The sequence below is a fragment of the Pseudomonas sp. ADAK13 genome (assembly GCF_012935715.1).
In the GTDB taxonomy this organism is placed as follows: Bacteria; Pseudomonadota; Gammaproteobacteria; order Pseudomonadales; family Pseudomonadaceae; genus Aquipseudomonas.
The window spans coordinates 70,368-86,406 of the sequence record NZ_CP052860.1; the positions used below are offsets into that span (position 1 = coordinate 70,368).

15 protein-coding genes are annotated in these 16,039 nt (G+C 61.4%); 12 read left to right on the forward strand and 3 right to left on the reverse strand.

What is annotated here, in order from left to right:
• Positions 1-6: 6 nt before the first annotated feature.
• The 5 genes from atuD (at position 7) to ppnP (ending at position 5,680) form a co-directional block, all read left to right on the forward strand.
• Positions 7-1,164 carry a citronellyl-CoA dehydrogenase gene (gene atuD, locus HKK54_RS00285; protein WP_169385866.1) on the forward strand — a complete coding sequence of 386 codons (1,158 nt, stop codon included), beginning with the start codon at positions 7-9 and terminating at the stop codon, positions 1,162-1,164.
• A complete protein-coding gene (locus HKK54_RS00290; protein WP_169385867.1) occupies positions 1,161-1,934 on the forward strand; it encodes an enoyl-CoA hydratase/isomerase family protein in 774 nt (257 codons plus the stop codon). Before atuD ends, HKK54_RS00290 begins: the two co-directional genes overlap by 4 nt.
• Before the next feature lie 871 nt (positions 1,935-2,805).
• Positions 2,806-4,734, forward strand: a complete 1,929-nt coding sequence (locus HKK54_RS00295) for an acetyl/propionyl/methylcrotonyl-CoA carboxylase subunit alpha (RefSeq protein WP_169385868.1) — start codon at positions 2,806-2,808, stop codon at positions 4,732-4,734.
• A 71-nt stretch (positions 4,735-4,805) separates the two neighbouring features.
• Positions 4,806-5,348: an exonuclease domain-containing protein gene (locus HKK54_RS00300; protein WP_169385869.1), complete on the forward strand. Its 543-nt coding sequence runs from the start codon at positions 4,806-4,808 to the stop codon at positions 5,346-5,348.
• A 47-nt stretch (positions 5,349-5,395) separates the two neighbouring features.
• Positions 5,396-5,680, forward strand: a complete 285-nt coding sequence (gene ppnP / locus HKK54_RS00305; protein ID WP_169385870.1) for a pyrimidine/purine nucleoside phosphorylase — start codon at positions 5,396-5,398, stop codon at positions 5,678-5,680.
• Between the two features lie 66 nt (positions 5,681-5,746).
• Here ppnP and HKK54_RS00310 read toward each other — a convergent pair whose 3' ends face one another.
• Both HKK54_RS00310 and HKK54_RS00315 read right to left on the reverse strand, forming a co-directional pair.
• On the reverse strand, positions 5,747-6,553 hold the full coding sequence (locus tag HKK54_RS00310) for an MOSC domain-containing protein (RefSeq protein ID WP_010166464.1): 807 nt from the start codon (positions 6,551-6,553) through the stop codon (positions 5,747-5,749).
• Positions 6,554-6,592: 39 nt separating this feature from the next.
• Positions 6,593-7,528, reverse strand: a complete 936-nt coding sequence (locus HKK54_RS00315) for a chemotaxis protein CheV (protein ID WP_010166462.1) — start codon at positions 7,526-7,528, stop codon at positions 6,593-6,595.
• 551 nt (positions 7,529-8,079) lie between these two features.
• On the opposite strand from HKK54_RS00315, the gene HKK54_RS00320 reads away from it, so the two are divergent.
• The 3 genes from HKK54_RS00320 to HKK54_RS00330 all read left to right on the forward strand — a co-directional run bounded on the left by HKK54_RS00320 (position 8,080) and on the right by HKK54_RS00330 (position 10,396).
• Positions 8,080-8,526: a hypothetical protein gene (locus HKK54_RS00320; protein WP_010166460.1), complete on the forward strand. Its 447-nt coding sequence runs from the start codon at positions 8,080-8,082 to the stop codon at positions 8,524-8,526.
• Between the two features lie 320 nt (positions 8,527-8,846).
• Positions 8,847-9,740, forward strand: a complete 894-nt coding sequence (locus HKK54_RS00325) for a sensor histidine kinase (protein WP_029615739.1) — start codon at positions 8,847-8,849, stop codon at positions 9,738-9,740.
• Positions 9,737-10,396, forward strand: coding sequence for a response regulator transcription factor (locus tag HKK54_RS00330; RefSeq protein WP_010166456.1), 660 nt, complete (start codon positions 9,737-9,739; stop codon positions 10,394-10,396). The genes HKK54_RS00325 and HKK54_RS00330 overlap by 4 nt, the downstream gene beginning before the upstream one ends.
• Here the strand turns inward: HKK54_RS00330 and yegS are convergent.
• Positions 10,380-11,282 (reverse strand): lipid kinase YegS, encoded by a 903-nt coding sequence (gene yegS / locus HKK54_RS00335; protein WP_169385871.1) that lies wholly within the window; start codon positions 11,280-11,282, stop codon positions 10,380-10,382. The genes HKK54_RS00330 and yegS overlap by 17 nt on opposite strands.
• A 178-nt stretch (positions 11,283-11,460) precedes the next feature.
• On the opposite strand from yegS, the gene HKK54_RS00340 reads away from it, so the two are divergent.
• The 4 genes from HKK54_RS00340 to HKK54_RS00355 all read left to right on the forward strand — a co-directional run bounded on the left by HKK54_RS00340 (position 11,461) and on the right by HKK54_RS00355 (position 15,817).
• On the forward strand, positions 11,461-11,637 hold the full coding sequence (locus tag HKK54_RS00340) for a hypothetical protein (RefSeq protein WP_010166452.1): 177 nt from the start codon (positions 11,461-11,463) through the stop codon (positions 11,635-11,637).
• Between the two features lie 72 nt (positions 11,638-11,709).
• The gene (locus tag HKK54_RS00345; protein WP_169385872.1) at positions 11,710-13,869 is read left to right on the forward strand and encodes a mechanosensitive ion channel family protein; all 2,160 of its coding nucleotides are present in this window, start codon (positions 11,710-11,712) and stop codon (positions 13,867-13,869) included.
• Positions 13,870-13,920: 51 nt separating this feature from the next.
• Entirely contained in the window at positions 13,921-15,267 is a 1,347-nt protein-coding gene (locus HKK54_RS00350; protein WP_169385873.1) for an amidohydrolase, read from the forward strand.
• A 400-nt stretch (positions 15,268-15,667) separates the two neighbouring features.
• On the forward strand, positions 15,668-15,817 hold the full coding sequence (locus HKK54_RS00355; protein ID WP_169385874.1) for a hypothetical protein: 150 nt from the start codon (positions 15,668-15,670) through the stop codon (positions 15,815-15,817).
• The last annotated feature ends 222 nt before the right edge of the window (positions 15,818-16,039 follow it).

Sequence of the window (16,039 nt, forward strand, 5' to 3'; positions counted from 1 at the left end):
ATAAAAATGATCTTCACCCAGGAACACGAAGAATTGCGCCGCACCGTCCGCGGCTTTGTCGAGCGCGAGATCAACCCGCACGTGGATGAATGGGAAAAGGCCGGGCGCTTCCCGATCCACGAGATCTTCCGCAAGGCCGGTGACCTCGGATTACTGGGCATCTCCAAGCCGGAAAAATTCGGTGGCATGGGTCTCGACTACAGCTATTCCATCGTCGCCGCCGAAGAGTTCGGCAGCATCCGTTGCGGCGGCATCCCCATGTCCATCGGCGTGCAAACCGACATGTGCACCCCGGCCCTGGCCCGCTTCGGCTCCGATGAACTGCGCGACGAATTCCTGCGCCCGGCCATCAGCGGCGAACAGGTGGGCTGCATCGGCGTCTCGGAAACCGGCGCCGGCTCCGACGTGGCCGGGCTGAAAACCCATGCCCGCAAGGACGGCAGCGACTACGTGATCAACGGCAGCAAGATGTGGATCACCAACTCGCCGAGTGCCGACTTTATCTGCCTGCTGGCCAACACGTCGGACGACAAGCCACACATCAACAAGTCACTGATCATGGTGCCGATGAACACCCCCGGCATCAGCGTCAGTCCGCCGCTGGAAAAACTCGGCATGCACAGTTCGGAAACCGCCCAGGTGTTTTTCGACGACGTGCGCATCCCCCAGCGCAACCGCATCGGCCACGAAGGCGCGGGGTTCATGATGCAGATGTTGCAGTTCCAGGAAGAGCGGCTGTTTGGCGCGGCCAATATGGTCAAGGGCCTGGAGTACTGCATCGACAGCACCATCGAGTACTGCAAGGAGCGCAAGACCTTCGGCAAGGCGTTGATCGACAACCAGGTGATCCACTTTCGCCTGGCCGAACTGTCCACCGAAATCGAGTGCCTGCGGGCGCTGGTGTACCAGGCCACCGAGCAGTACATCAAGGGCCAGGACGTGACACGCCTGGCCTCCATGGCCAAGCTCAAGGCCGGGCGCCTGGGTCGGGAAGTCAGCGACAGTTGCCTGCAATACTGGGGCGGCATGGGATTCATGTGGGACAACCCGGTGGCCCGGGCTTATCGGGATGTGCGGCTGGTGTCGATTGGCGGGGGGGCGGACGAGATCATGCTGGGGATCATCTGCAAATTGATGGGCACCCTGCCGGGGAAAAAGTCGTGAATACGTTGCTGCTGGAGCCGCATAACGGGGTGTTGCACGTGACCCTCAACCGGCCCGACAGCCGCAATGCCATGAGCTTGGAGATGGTCGAGGAACTGCGCGCGGTGCTGGCGGATGTGGCTGGGGACCAGAGCGTACGGGCACTGGTTATCAGTGGCGCGGGTGGGCATTTTTCGGCGGGCGGGGATGTGAAGGACATGGCTCGCGCGGGGGCCGCGGGTGGCTTGCAGGCGTTGAACCGGGCGTTTGGCACGCTGTTGCAGGAGGTTGAGGCGCTGCCGCAGGTGGTGATCGTGGTGCTGCAGGGGGCGGTGTTGGGCGGTGGGTTTGGGCTGGTGTGTGTCAGTGATGTGGCGATTGCGGATCATCAGGCGCAGTTTGGGTTGCCGGAGACCAGCCTGGGGCTGCTGCCGGCGCAGATTGCGCCGTTTGTGGTGAAGCGCGTTGGGTTGACTCAGGCACGGCGGCTGGCTTTGACCGCGGCGCGGTTTGATGGGGTTGAGGCGCAGCGGTTGGGGTTGGTGCATTTTGTGGAGCACGATTCGCAGGCGTTGGCGGAGCGGGTGGATGAGGTGTTGGGGCAGGTTTTGCGCTGTGCTCCCCGGGCTAATGCGCGGACCAAGGCGTTGGTGTTGGCCAGTGGTGAGCAGGCTTTGGGGCCTTTGCTGGACCAGGCTGCCGAGTGGTTTGCCGAGGCGGTGGGTGGGGAAGAAGGGATTGAGGGGACTCAGGCTTTTGTGCAGAAGCGTAAGCCGGGGTGGGCGCGATGAATCGGGGGCATATCCGTTTTTTGGGTGATGGCCGCTTAGGGTTCCGCTCTTACAGCGGGTCACTTTTGAACAGCGCAAAAGTAACCAAAACGCTCTTGCCCCACCACTCGGCACCTCGCTCAGGCTCGGTGTGCCCGAACGCAGGCATTACTCCGCGGGCCGCCGCGACGGGGCGTCCCTGCCCCGTCGCGGCTAAACCGGCGTCCTGCCGGTTTACCCGCTCCGTACTACCTGCGTTCGGCCAGCGTGGTTTAACGGGGCGCCTAAGATCAAGATCAAAAGCAGATCAAGAACACAGCGGCCTACAGGCCGGCTTGAGTGGTGTGAAGCAAAGGCAACATCAAAATCTAAAGCCAGAGCGGGCACGGTCAAATGTGGGAGCTGGCTTGCCTGCGATAGCATCGCCTCGGTGCACCTGAGAGACCGAGTTGTCTGCATCGCAGGCAAGCCAGCTCCCACAGAAAAGCAGAGCTGCATCAGTTTCAGTTTCAGATTTGGTTTTCGCTTTGGCTTTTGCTGTGGCTTCTACCACTCAAGCCGGCCTGTAGGCCGCTGTGCTTTTGCTTTTGATCTTGATCTGGCTCTGACTGCCCCATTCAGCCCGAGGCCGAACGCAGGTGGTGCGGAGCGGGTAAACCGGCAGGACGCCGGTTTAGCCGCGCTGGGCCAAGGATGGCCCATCGCGGCGGCCCGCGGAGCAGCGCCGGAGTGAGGGAACGCCGAGCCTAGGCGAGGCGCCGACAGGCGGGGCAGAGCGTTTTGGTTACTTTTGCGCTCTTCAAAAGTGACCCGCTGTAAGAGCGGAACCAATAGCAGCCGTTACCGCAGGAATGGATATGTACACGGTAAACGCCAACCCAAGGGATCACTCATGTTCAACAAAATCCTGATCGCCAACCGTGGCGAAATCGCCTGCCGCATCCAGCGCACCGCCCAAGCCCTGGGCTACCGCACAGTAGCGGTCTACAGCGACCCCGACGCCAACAGCCTGCACGCCCAGATGGCCGACGAAGCCGTCAACATCGGCCCCGCCCCGGTCAACCAGTCCTACCTGAACATCGAAGCCATTCTCGAAGCCGCCCACCGCACCGGTGCCGACGCCATCCACCCCGGCTACGGCTTCCTCTCCGAAAACCCCGACTTCGCCCGAGCCTGCGCAACAGCCGGCCTGACCTTCATCGGCCCCAGCCCCGAAGCCATCGAATTGATGGGCAGCAAACGCCTCTCGAAAATCGCCATGCTCAACGCCGGCGTCCCCTGCATCAAAGGCTACCAGGGCCCCGACCAGGACGACCCCACCCTGCAACAACACGCCACCCACATCGGCTACCCCCTGATGATCAAAGCCAGCGCCGGCGGCGGCGGCCGTGGCATGCGCCTGGTGCACAGCCCCGACACCCTGCTGGAACACCTGCGCACCGCCCGCTCCGAAGCGCAAAACGCCTTCGGCAGCGCCGAACTGATCCTCGAACAAGCCTTGATCGACCCACGCCACGTCGAAATCCAACTGTTCGGCGACACCCATGGCAACCTGATCTACCTCGGCGAACGCGACTGCTCGATCCAGCGCCGCCATCAAAAAGTCATCGAAGAAGCCCCCTGCCCCGTCATGACCCCGGAGCTGCGCCAGGCCATGGGCGAAGCCGCGCTCAAGGCCGCCCGCGCCGTCAGTTACGTCGGCGCCGGCACGGTCGAATTCCTGCTCGACCGCAACGGCAACTTCTACTTCCTGGAAATGAACACTCGCCTGCAGGTCGAACACCCGGTCACCGAACTGATCACCGGCCTCGACCTCGTCGCCTGGCAACTGCACATCGCCGCCGGCCAACCCCTGCCCTTGCGCCAGGAACAAGTCACCCTCAGCGGCCACGCCATGGAAGTGCGCCTCTACGCCGAAGACCCGGCCCAGGGCTTCCTGCCGCAAACCGGCGACGTGTTGCGCTGGGAACCGACAGCCGGTGTGCGCGTCGATCATGGCGTGCTCGAAGGCCAACGCATCACCCCGTTCTATGACCCGATGCTGGGCAAGATCATGGCCCACGGCGCCACCCGCGAAGAGGCTCGGCGCAAGCTGGTACGGGCGGTGGAAGACTGCGTGCTGCTCGGCGTTTCCACCAACCAGCGCCTGCTGGCCAGCCTGCTCAAGCACCCGCAATTTATCGCCGCAGACTTCAGCACCGGCTTTATTGCCGAACACTTCAGCGAAATCGCTCTCACCAAAGCGACCGACGATGAACTGGCGCTGGCCGCCGCCCTGTTTTATCACCACAGCGCCAGCGCTCATGCCACGCCGCTCTCCGGCTGGCGCAACAACGCCAGCGTGCCGTGGACCTGGCAGTTGGCCGAACAGGATGAGTCCCGCACAGTCAGCCTCAGTGTGCTGGCAGACAACTGCCTGCACGTCGAGATTGACCGGCACGCTATCGACTTACGCGACCTCACCACCGACGGACGCTGGGCCACCGCCGTTCTCAACGGCATTCGCCGTCGCATCGCGTACCACCTGCAAGGCACCCGGCTCTGGCTGCCTGGCGTGCGCATCGATAACCGCACCCAGGCCGTTGCCACCCGCCAGGCCGAGGCCGGCAACGGCACGGTCAAGGCGCCGATGGATGGGGCAATTGTCGAAGTTCGGGTCAGCGAAGGCGATTCGGTCAGCAAGGGCCAGCTGTTGCTGGTGCTGGAGGCGATGAAAATGGAGCACCCACTCAAGGCCGGCATGAGCGGCGTGGTCAAGCGGATCCAGGCAGTTGCAGGAGATCAGGTGAGGAACCGTCAGATTTTGCTGGAGATCGAGTAACCCCTGGGCGGAACTAGCAGGCTTGGCTACGCTCTATCCCCATCAGGACGGGAAGAGTACGGGAACCTGCGATGCCTCATTGGCTGATTATTGATCTTGAAGCCACAACGGATGAAGGCGGCTGGCCCGTGACCGAGATGGAAATCATCGAAATCGGGGTGAGCCTGGTCAACCGCCAGGGCCGTGAGCTGGACCATTTCCAGCGTTTCGTGCGGCCGTTGCGCAGGCCGCTGCTGACGCCGTTCTGCCGCCAGTTGACCCACATCACCCAGGCGAATATCGATGCTGCCGCGCCGTTGAATGACGTGTGGCCGTTGTTCGAACGCTGGCTCGGCCAACACCAGGCACGCCTGGAAGGCTGGGCGAGCTGGGGCGACTATGACCGCCAGCAACTGGAACTGGAGTGGCAGCGCCATGGCTTGAGCAGCGTGCTGGGCCAGACGCCTCACGTGAACCTCAAGCAGCGCTTCGCCAAGGCCCGGCGCCTGGACAAGCCGCTGGGGCTCAACGGCGCGCTGCAACTGGCGGGTATGCAGTTCCACGGCCAACAGCACCGGGCGCTGGAAGATGCGCGCAATACCGCACGGCTGCTGCCGTTGATTTTGCCCGTGTAGAAGGCATACTGGCCGACCTTTCTTGACCCTTTTCCGAGGATTCGCCCATGTTTAAAGTCAACGAGTACTTCGACGGCACCGTCAAGTCGATCGCTTTCGGCACTGCAGAAGGTCCGGCGACCATCGGCGTCATGGCCCCGGGTGAATACGAGTTCGGCACCGCCCAGCGTGAAATCATGCACGTGGTGTCGGGCGCACTGACGGTCAAGCTGCCAGACAGCACCGACTGGGAAACCTTCGCCGCCGGCAGCCAGTTCAACGTGCCCGCCAACAGCAAATTCCAGCTGAAAGTTGCCGTCGACACCGCCTACCTGTGCGAATACCGCAGCTAAACGTTCGATAGCCGAAAAAAAAATGCCCGTCTCGCGAGAGACGGGCATTTTTTATTGCACGGGCGGTTACTCGAGGATCGTCACCGGCATGCCGACTTCCAGGCGACCCACGCCATCGTTGACCAGGTTCTGCCCGAACATCACATCACCCTCTTGTTCGCGGTAGGTCTTGAGCGTGGCCAAGGGTTCGCGGTCGGCACTGCGCTCGCCGCTCGCCGGGTCAATGGTGGTCAGGATGCAGCGTGAGCAGGACTTGACCACCCGAAACTCCACATCGCCGATTCGTACGCGTTTCCAGCCATCTTCGGCAAAGGCTTCGCTGCCCTCGATCACCAGGTTGGGACGAAAGCGCAGCATCTCCATGGGCCGGCCGACCCGCCGGGACAGGTCATCCAGAGACGCCTGGCCAATCAGCAGCAACGGAAAGCCATCGGCAAACGCGACCTTGTCATCATCCTTGCCGTAACCGGCCTCGGTAGTGCGCGCACGCGCCAGCGGCACTTGCACCAGGCGTGTGGGTTTGCCGATGAATTCGCTGAGCCAGGCACCTGCTGCATCACCGGCATCCGGCACGCGCAAGGTGTCGCGCCAGATGGTCACACCGCGCAACTCGGCATCGCTGCCGGGCAGTGGCACGTCGAGGGCGGGCTGCCCTTCGGCGCTCAAGGTCAGGCCACCGGCGCTGTTCCACAGCGCCGACAGCTGGCTCATTTTTGCCACCGCCCGCTGGGTCAGGAAACGCCCGCTGGCTTCGTCCACCAACATCCAGCGTCGATCTCCGTCGAGCCCGAGTGCGTCCAGGCCGATCTGCTGCAAGGTTTCACCCTTGCCAGACTTCAAGGGGTATCGGTACAACGCGCTGAGACGAAGCATGGGCCTGCATTCCTGAGGGACAAAGCCGTCACCCTAAGCTCAAGCCGGGACTTCGTCCAGCATCAGACGCTGACGAACCACGTCCACCAACTTGTCGGGCTGGAACTTGGAGAGGAAGTTGTCGCAACCGACCTTCTTCACCATCGAATCGTTGAAGCTGCCGGACAACGAGGTGTGCAATACCACGTAAAGGCTGCGCAGGCGTGGGTCGTTGCGAATCTCGGTGGTCAGGCGGTAGCCGTCCATCTCGGGCATTTCGGCGTCGGTGAAGATCATCAACAGTTTGTCGGTCATCACCTGGCCGGTGTCGGCCCAGGCCTTGAGCATGTTCAGGGCCTTGAGGCCGTCGCTGGCAATGTGCATTTTCACCCCCAGTTGGCCGAGGGTGTCACGCAGTTGCGAGAGGGCCACGTTAGAGTCATCCACCAGCAGCACTTCGCGGCCACGGGCACGCTCCAGCACCGGGTCTTCGAGTTTCTCGCGGGAGACCTTGGCGTTGTAGGGCACGATTTCGGCGAGGACTTTTTCCACGTCGATGATTTCCACCAACTGGTCATCGACCTTGCTGATGGCCGTCAGGTAATGCTGGCGCCCGGCACTGGCCGGTGGTGGCAGGATCGCCTCCCAGTTCATGTTGACGATGCGGTCTACGCCACCAACCAGGAATGCCTGCACCGAGCGGTTGTACTCGGTGACGATAATGGTGCTGTTGGGCCCCGGAATCAGCGGGCGCATGCCAATGGCCTGGGACAGGTCGATCACCGGCAGCGTCTGGCCACGCAGGTTGACCACGCCACAGACAAAGGGATGACGCTGGGGCATGAGGGTCAACTTGGGCAGTTGCAGCACTTCCTGCACCTTGAACACGTTGATCGCGAACAGCTGCCGCCCGGCCAGGCGAAACATGAGGATCTCCAGGCGATTCTCACCCACCAATTGTGTGCGTTGATCTACCGTGTCGAGAATGCCGGCCATTAAAGACTCCTGGGTTTAGCGGATGGATAGTGCTGGTCACTGAAGGAAGTTATCGGCCGTAAACGCCGGACCTTGACCCCCTTTAAAATGCCATGCAAATCCATTGATGTCACACTGACATCATGCTTTACTGAGCCAGCTTAAACGCAAGGCCCATCACCACCGCCGCGTGACCACAAAGTCAGCGCGAGGTTCCCCCATGTAAGGGATTCCCCTATCCACGATCAGGACCAACCTGATATTCGCGATATCTAATAGCCATTAATGTGACGCCATTCTCATTGCATGAATGGAGTCAGGCTTTTGTTTGCTATCGCAAGCCCTCGGCCCACGGGTCGTCCACAGACTTATGTCTTGGCAACCGAAGAAGTTATGCGAATGGCCCTGAAGATGGTGGGGGGTTCGGACGAGCGCGGGCACCATTCAAATAAATGCCCTACTGAAAAGTCGGAACTGACCTACAGATCTTCGTCATATTTCAGCAGTACTTTTAAGCCATTCACCCGGTGCGACATCTCATTATCCGACCGTATGTTGTGGAGACTTGCATGATGAACGACGGCAAAGAGTGGCAACTTGCACTTCCCGAGTTCCTCCTTGAGGCGGAAATGCTGCTGGCCAAGTCCCAGGAATGCTTGAGCCACCTGCACTTGATCCGTAACGACAGCGACGCCATCGACTGCATGAAAAGCAGCCTGATCAAGCTCGCGGAAAAGTCCGACGCCCTTGCGCTGCGGGCCATCGGCGAATTTTCCCGGCATGTGCAGTACCTGATCGCCAATGCCGCCAGCCCGTTGCAATTACACGACGAGGCACTGGACGCGCTGAATGCTTGCCTGACTTTGCTCGCCTGGCAACTGGAGTTGATCGACGCCAAAACCGGCAAATTGGGCCTGGATGAAACGGAACAAACCGTATTGATCGCCACCGTCGTCCTGCACATCCCGCAAAGCGACTTTGGTTATAAGCAACAACGCAGCATGCCTTACGCGATTTGAATATCCTTCGCATTTAACCGACAAAAACGTCGTATTCAATGGCCGACTTATCCAAAAACGACAGCCACAACTAACCCTGCATGACGTGGTCGTTAGCAGAAAAATATCAATAAGCCACTAACGACAATACCGATACAAAATAACTTCAATGATACAACTCCCCGCCTATTTGAACTCCGGGACTACCTCCTGGGGCGCTGCCGCTATTAATAACCCTGATCCCGCTCGGCGCCAGGCGACCAACGGTAATAGTGGTGGTACCATGCCCCGCTCGAAGTGACTCAACTTCATGATGCATATAAACGTGAAATGCGCCTCCTATGTACGCCAGCCTGAAGTCACTCATCGCAAGGTCCGTGTCCCGAAGCAATGCACGCTGGATGACCCTCGCGCTATGCCTGTGCTCGTGCCTGCTCAGCCTGTGGGCTTATGCACACTCGGCCGATCTACCTTTAGCCCTGTTGTGGGTGAACCTGGCCACCCTGCTGGTGGTAGGCCTGCAACAGTGGCGCTCACGCAAGTCCATCAAGTTCCAGCCCCAGGAACTGGCCGACCGCCTGCTGCAGGTGCAGGAAAACGAGCGTCATCGCCTGAGCCGCGAACTGCACGACGATATAGGCCAGCTGTTGACCGCCGCCAAGCTGCAAAGTGAATGGCTCAAGCGTCGTTTGCCGGAAGACTTGCAGGGCCATTGCGCCGTGCTGTGCAACACCTTGAACGAAACCCTGGCCAAGGTGCAGGACGTGTCGGCCATCCTCAACCCCCGTCAGCTGGCGAGCCTGGGGCTGGAGGCGAGCCTGCGGGCGCACCTGCTCAAGACCCTGGAAAACACCCGGGTCAGCTGGAGCCTGGAATGCCATCAACGGCTGACCGGCATCCCCGAAGAGATGGCCGTCGCCGCCTTTCGGATTACCCAGGAAGCCGTCACCAACATGCTGCGCCATGCCCAGGCACGTAACCTGCTGGTACGCCTGCAACGCCTGCCTGAAGGCCTGTCGCTGTTTATCAGCGATGACGGCCAGGGCTTTTCGCCCGCCATCAACCCCGCCCAGGAAGGCCAGCGGGGCATGGCCGGGATGTCCGAGCGGATTGATCAACTGGGCGGCACATTGTCCGTCAATAGCCAGCCAGGCTTTGGGACAAGGATCGAAGCGCTTTTCCCCTGGGCGCCCCGCGCCCTCGAACGGGCCAACCCCCATAAGGTTCTAGAGTGACGTGCAACTTACTCCTGGTGGATGACCACTCCCTGATCAGGGCCGGCGTGCGTGCGCTGGTCATGGATATTCCCGGCTACGCGGTGGTCGGCGAAGCCAGCGATGGCGCGCAGTTGCTGGAGCGGTTCGACGCGCTGCAACCCGACATCGTGCTGCTTGACCTGTCGATGAAACACACCGGCGGCCTCGACGCGCTGAAGGAGCTCAAGCGCGCCTACCCAAAGAGCAAAGTGCTGATCCTGTCGATGCACACCGACCCGGAACTGATCATGTGCGCCCTGGAGTCCGGCGCCCATGGCTACCTGCTCAAGGACACCACGGCCAATGAGCTGGAACACGCGCTCCTCGCCTTGCGCAACAACGAACGCTACCTGAGCCCGGCGATTGCCCACACGGTGATCAACCAGGCGCTGGTGCGCAATCAGGCCCAGCCCAACCCGCCGCCCCACAGCCACAACCTGACGGCCCGCCAGCTGGAAATCCTGCGTTTGATCGTGCGCGGCAAATCCACCCGGGAAATCGCCAATGGCTTGGGCTTGAGCATCAAGACCGTGGAAGCCCACCGTTCGCAGATCATGAAGCGCCTGCAGATTTTCGATGTGGCGGGCCTGGTGTTGTTCGCCGTGCGCGAGCAGATCATCAGCCTGGACGATTAGTCAGCAACGGCGAATCCTCCGGCAAGTGCACCCGCAACGCCTGGGGCAAGGCCGAGAAATGCAGGTCGTCGCCCTGCAGCGGTTCGCCATCGAGGTTGATCGCCAGCCCTTCGGCCACTTTGATCTCGACCCACGGCAACCGCGCCCGCACAAACATGTTGTCCAGGCCCCAGCCGTCCGTCATCAGGTTACGCAGGGTGCCCACCACTTCCTGGGGCGCTGGCAAAATGCTGATGTCCAGCAAACCATCATCGGCCAGCGCATCGGGGCACAGCACATGGCCGCCACCGGCCTGGCGCCCGTTACCGATGCCCAATGCCAGCAACTCGCCACGCCAATGAAAGTCGGGCCCCTGCAATTCACCGTAGGCCGCGCGCAACTCGCTGAAGCGTGACAGCCCGGTAAACAGGTACGCGGCGCCACCGAGGACTTTCTTCAGGTCTTCAGAGGTGTTGGCGGTGACCTGGCTGCCAAACCCGCCAGTGGCCATATTCAGGAAGATCTGCCCGCCCACCTCGCCCAGGTCGATAGCCCGGGCCGGCACATCCAGCAGGTCCAGGGCCTGTTCAGGCTCCAGCGGCACGCCGGCGGCGCGGGCAAAATCGTTGGCGGTACCGAGGGGCATCAGCACCAGGCTGGCCTCGGTTTTGGCCCGGGCCATGGCCTCGGCCACATCCCGCAGGGTGCCATCACCACCGCCGGCAATCAGCCGCGTGTAGCCATCGGCCAGGGCCTGCTCGACAAAGCGCTGGGCATCACCGCCTTCCCACGTCACCCGCACGGCCAGTTCCCAACCCTGCTCGCGCTTGCCCTGCACCGCCGCCCGCACCTGCTCGTTGAGGGCTTGCTTGCCGTGCAGAATCAACAGTGCCTTGGGTGTGCTCATGGATGAATGCTCCTGGGTTTAAGGGTTCCTGAGGGATGTTGACCGTGGCCAATCGAAAAAAAGCCATCGGGTGTAGAAATTAACCGGGATTTGTAGCGTTTCTGACACTGATCAACGTGCACTTCGCAAAATCGACCTAGACTTATACCCATCTTCCATCCGACAAGGCCGTCGCCCCATGATCACCATGTCCGCCTTCCACTCCATGCTCATCCCCATCCTGACCGGCATGATCCTCCTGGCCATCGGCTTCAACTTTCGCGACAAAGCCATTGGCGTGTTCGGCATGTGGATCGGCATGCTGCTGATCCTCGGCACCGTGGTGTACAAGATCCTCGCCAAACTCGCTGAATGACAATCTCACTCGCATTGCACATGACGGCCTCGTACACTCGGTCAATTCGTCGTTTTTAAGGTTGACCGCCTCGTGCTTGCCCGTCTGTTTGCCCTGCCTTGCTGCCTGTTTATCTGCCTGCTGACCCTGCTGCCCATGGCGCCTGCCCACGCCGTGAGCCTGCCGGGGCTGCTGGGCAGCACCAACAAAACCCAGCCGCAAGCCGACGTACCGCTGGGCCAGTCCCTGGATGAGGTGATCAAGACCCTGGAAAACGACCAGCAGCGCACCAAGCTGCTGACTGACCTGAAAAAGCTCCGGGAAACCACACAAAAGGCCCAGCCCGCCGCCGAACTCGGCGTACTCGGTTTGATCGGTGGCACCCTATCCAGCCTGGAGCAACAGTTCTCCGGTGCCGACAGCCCGATCAATCGCTGGTCCAGCGAGTTCGACCTGGCGAAGGACGAACTCACCGCACTGATGCTGCCGGCCAGTGAATGGCTGCCGATCATCTTTGCGTTTGCCATGATCCTGATGCTCTGGAGCCTGCTGGCCGCGATCCTGATCTGGCTCAGCCACCGGGTGCGCGAGCGCTTCGGCCTGACCGAAGAACTGCCCCAACACCCCAAGACCTGGGACCTGCTGCGCTTTGCCCTGCGCAAGCTCGGCCCGTGGCTGATCGCGTTGGTGATCACCGTCTACATGAGCTACGCACTGCCCTCGTCCCTCGGCAAATCCCTGGCGATGGTGCTGGCCTACGCGCTGGTGGTGGGCACCTGTTTCTCGGCGATCTGCGTGGTCGCGTTTTCCGTGCTGGACGGCCCGCACCGCCACCGCGCCTTGTACATCCTGCGGCACCAGGCCTTCCGCCCACTGTGGCTGATCGGCAGCTTTGCCGCCTTTGGCGAAGCCGTCAGCGACCCGCGCCTGGCCGAGAGCCTGGGCCAGCATTTGTCCCATGTCGCCGCGACCATCGCCAATGTCATGGCAGCGCTGTCCACCGGCGTGTTCATCCTGCGTTTCCGCCGGCCCATCGCGCACCTGATCCGCAACCAGCCGCTGTCCCGCCGCCTGACCCGCCGTGCCCTGAGCGACACCATCGAGATCGTCGGCAGCTTCTGGTACCTGCCGGCGTTGCTGCTGGTGGGCATCTCACTGTTCGCCACCTTCGTCTCCGCCGGCGACACCAGCACCGCCTTGCGCCAGTCGTTGTTGTGCACGGTGTTGCTGGTGCTGTGCATGGTGATCAACGGGCTGGTGCGCCGCCATTCCCTCAAGCCACAGCGTGGGCACAAGCGCCATGCGCTGTACTCCGATCGCCTGAAAAGCTTCGTCTACACCCTCGCCCACCTGGTGGTGTGGCTGGTGTTTATCGAACTGGGCCTGCGGGTCTGGGGCCTGTCGCTGATCCGCTTTACCGAAGGCGACGGCCATGAAATCAGCGTCAAGCTGTTCGGCCTCGCGGGCACCTTGCTGTTCGCGTGGCTGATCTGGATCCTCAGCGACACGGCCATCCACCACGCCCTCACCCGCTCGCGCAAAGGCCTGGCCAATGCGCGGGCACAGACGATGATGCCGTTGATTCGCAACGTGCTGTTCGTGACCATCTTCATCATCGCCGCCATCGTCGCGCTGGCGAACATGGGCATGAACGTCACGCCACTGCTGGCGGGTGCCGGCGTGATCGGTTTGGCCATCGGTTTTGGTGCGCAGTCGCTGGTGGCGGATTTGATCACCGGCCTGTTCATCATTATCGAAGACTCCCTGGCGATTGATGACTACGTGGACGTCGGCGGCCACCTGGGCACCGTGGAAGGCTTGACCATCCGTACGGTGCGCCTGCGGGACATCGACGGCATCGTGCACACGATTCCGTTCAGTGAAATCAAAAGCATCAAGAACTACTCCCGGGAGTTCGGCTACGCGATCTTCCGGGTGGCGATTCCGTACAACATGGAAATCGACGACGCCATCAAGCTGATGCGCGACGTTGGGCAGAAGATGCGCAACGACCCGCTGCAGCGGCGCAACATCTGGTCGCCGCTGGAGATTCAGGGTGTAGAAAGTTTCGAGTCCGGCAGTGCGATTCTTCGCGCCCGCTTCAAGACCGCGCCGATCAAGCAGTGGGAGGTTTCGCGGGCGTTCAACTTGTCGCTCAAGCGTCACCTCGATGAAGCAGGGCTGGACCTGGCCACCCCACGCTTGAGCGTGCAAGTGGTGACGGCGGCGGGAGGCGTGCAGGAGAAAGAATAAGCGCGGCCCGGACGACGTCAGGATCAACAACAATAATCATGGAGAGTCCTTATGCGTTTGACCGGTCTTACACACCAATGGGTATTCGGCGTGCTGTGCGGTGTCGCCAGCAGCGCGGTCATCGCCGCCAGCAGCGGCCAGGACAGTGCCCGTGAAACCATCGCCGCCCAGGCGAAAGTGCTGGAACCGGCCTTGCTGGAAACCCGGCGCGACATCCACGCCCATCCTGAACTGGGCAACACCGAACATCGCACCGCGGAGCTGGTGGCCAGGCAACTGCGGGAACTGGGGCTGGAGGTCAAGACAGGCGTTGCCCGCACGGGCGTAGTCGCCGTCCTCAAAGGCGCCCTGCCGGGCCCGACCGTTGCCTTGCGCGCCGACATGGATGCGCTGCCGGTCAAGGAAGTGTCCGGCCTGCCCTTCGCCTCGAAGGCCAAGGGTGTGTACCTCGACAAAGAAGTCGACGTGATGCACGCCTGCGGCCACGACGCCCACACTGCCATCCTGCTGAGCACGGCGAAAATCCTCACTGGCATGCGTGATCGCCTGCCGGGCACCGTGGTGTTTTATTTCCAGCCGGCTGAAGAAGGCCCGAGCGACTTTATCCCCGACGGCAAGAACACCTGGGGCGCGAAAATGATGGTGCAGGAAGGCGTGATGAAATCGCCCAAGCCGGATGCGGTGTTTGGCCTTCACGTGTGGGCCGGGGTGCCTGCGGGGCAGATCGCCTATCGGCCGGGGCCGACCCTGGCCAGCTCGGATGACCTGCGGATCAAGATCCTCGGCAAACAGACCCATGCCGGGCGGCCGTGGGATGGGATCGACCCGATTACCGTGGGCGCGCAGGCGATTGTGGGGCTGCAGACGGTGGTCAGCCGGCGTACCGATATTTCTTCGTTTCCGGCGGTGGTCAGTATTGGCACCATCAACGGTGGCACGCGGTACAACATCATTCCCGAGTCGGTGGATATGAGTGGGACCATTCGGTCCTACGACTATGGCATTCGCCAGAAGCTGCATGCGGATGTGCGCCAGACCGTGGAGAAAATCGCCGAGAGTGGTGGGGCCAAGGCTGAGGTTACGATCATTGAGAAGTACGATCCGACCATCAACAACCCGGCGCTGACCGAGAAGATGCTGCCGAGTTTGCGTTGGGCGGCGAATGGCGACGTAGTGAATGCCCCGTTGGTGGGAGGGGCTGAGGACTTTTCGTTTTATGCCAAGGAAGCGCCGGGGTTGTTTGTGTTTCTGGGGGTGACGCCTAGGGATCAGGATATGAGCAAGGCGGCGCCGAATCATAATCCGGGGTTCTTTGTGGATGAGTCGGCGTTGGTGGTTGGGGTTCGGACGTTGGCTTCGTTGGCGACTGATTATTTGTATGCCAATGCGGGGAATTGAGGGTATATCCGTTATCTAGGTTATGGCCACTATGGGTTCCGCTCTTACAGCGGGTCACTTTTGAAAGGAGCCCAAAAGTAACCAAAAGGCTCTTGCCCCACCACTCGGCACCTCGCTTGGGCTCGGTGTGCCCTCTCTCCGGTACTACTGCGCGGGCCGCCGCGACGGGGCGTCCCTGCCCCGTCGCGGCTAAACCGGCGTCCTGCCGGTTTACCCGCTCCGTACTACCTGCGTTCGGCCAGCGTGGTTTAACGGGGCGCCTAAGATCAAGATCAAAAGCAGATCAACAGCACAGCGGCCTACAGGCCGGCTTGAGTGGTGTGAAGCAAAGGCAAGATCAAAATCTAAAGCGAGCACGATCTCCTGTAGGAGCTGGCTTGCCTGCGATGGCATCGCCTCGATGTACCTGAAAAATCGAGGTGTCTGCATCGCAGGCAAGCCAGCTCCCACAGAAAAGCAGAGCCGCAGCAGTTTCAGCTTTGGCTTTCGCTTTGGCTTTCGCTTTGGCTTTGGCTTTCGCTTTGGCTTTGGCTTTGGCTTTGGCTTTTGATCTGGCTTCTACCACTCAAGCCGGCCGGTAGGCCGCTGTGCTCTTGCTTTTGATCTTGATCTGACTGCCCCAATAAGCCCGAGGCCGAACGCAGGGATTGAGGAGCGGGTAAACCGGCAGGACGCCGGTTTAGCCGCGACGGGGCAGGGACGCCCCGTCGCGGCGGCCCGCGGAGCAATGCCGGAGTGAGGGAACACCGAGCCTAGGCGAGGTGCCGACAGG

Excerpts from the sequence above, each read along its gene's own strand:
- ppnP (WP_169385870.1), top strand. The coding sequence starts at position 5,396 with ATGTTTAAAGTCAACGAGTACTTCGACGGCACCGTCAAGTCGATCGCT.
- HKK54_RS00325 (WP_029615739.1), top strand. The coding sequence starts at position 8,847 with ATGTACGCCAGCCTGAAGTCACTCATCGCAAGGTCCGTGTCCCGAAGC.
- yegS (WP_169385871.1), bottom strand. The coding sequence starts at position 11,282 with ATGAGCACACCCAAGGCACTGTTGATTCTGCACGGCAAGCAAGCCCTC.
- HKK54_RS00355 (WP_169385874.1), top strand. The coding sequence starts at position 15,668 with ATGTACCTGAAAAATCGAGGTGTCTGCATCGCAGGCAAGCCAGCTCCC.
- HKK54_RS00295 (WP_169385868.1), top strand. The coding sequence starts at position 2,806 with ATGTTCAACAAAATCCTGATCGCCAACCGTGGCGAAATCGCCTGCCGC.
- HKK54_RS00340 (WP_010166452.1), top strand. The coding sequence starts at position 11,461 with ATGATCACCATGTCCGCCTTCCACTCCATGCTCATCCCCATCCTGACC.
- HKK54_RS00320 (WP_010166460.1), top strand. The coding sequence starts at position 8,080 with ATGAACGACGGCAAAGAGTGGCAACTTGCACTTCCCGAGTTCCTCCTT.
- atuD (WP_169385866.1), top strand. The coding sequence starts at position 7 with ATGATCTTCACCCAGGAACACGAAGAATTGCGCCGCACCGTCCGCGGC.
- HKK54_RS00350 (WP_169385873.1), top strand. The coding sequence starts at position 13,921 with ATGCGTTTGACCGGTCTTACACACCAATGGGTATTCGGCGTGCTGTGC.
- HKK54_RS00315 (WP_010166462.1), bottom strand. The coding sequence starts at position 7,528 with ATGGCCGGCATTCTCGACACGGTAGATCAACGCACACAATTGGTGGGT.
- HKK54_RS00310 (WP_010166464.1), bottom strand. The coding sequence starts at position 6,553 with ATGCTTCGTCTCAGCGCGTTGTACCGATACCCCTTGAAGTCTGGCAAG.
- HKK54_RS00300 (WP_169385869.1), top strand. The coding sequence starts at position 4,806 with ATGCCTCATTGGCTGATTATTGATCTTGAAGCCACAACGGATGAAGGC.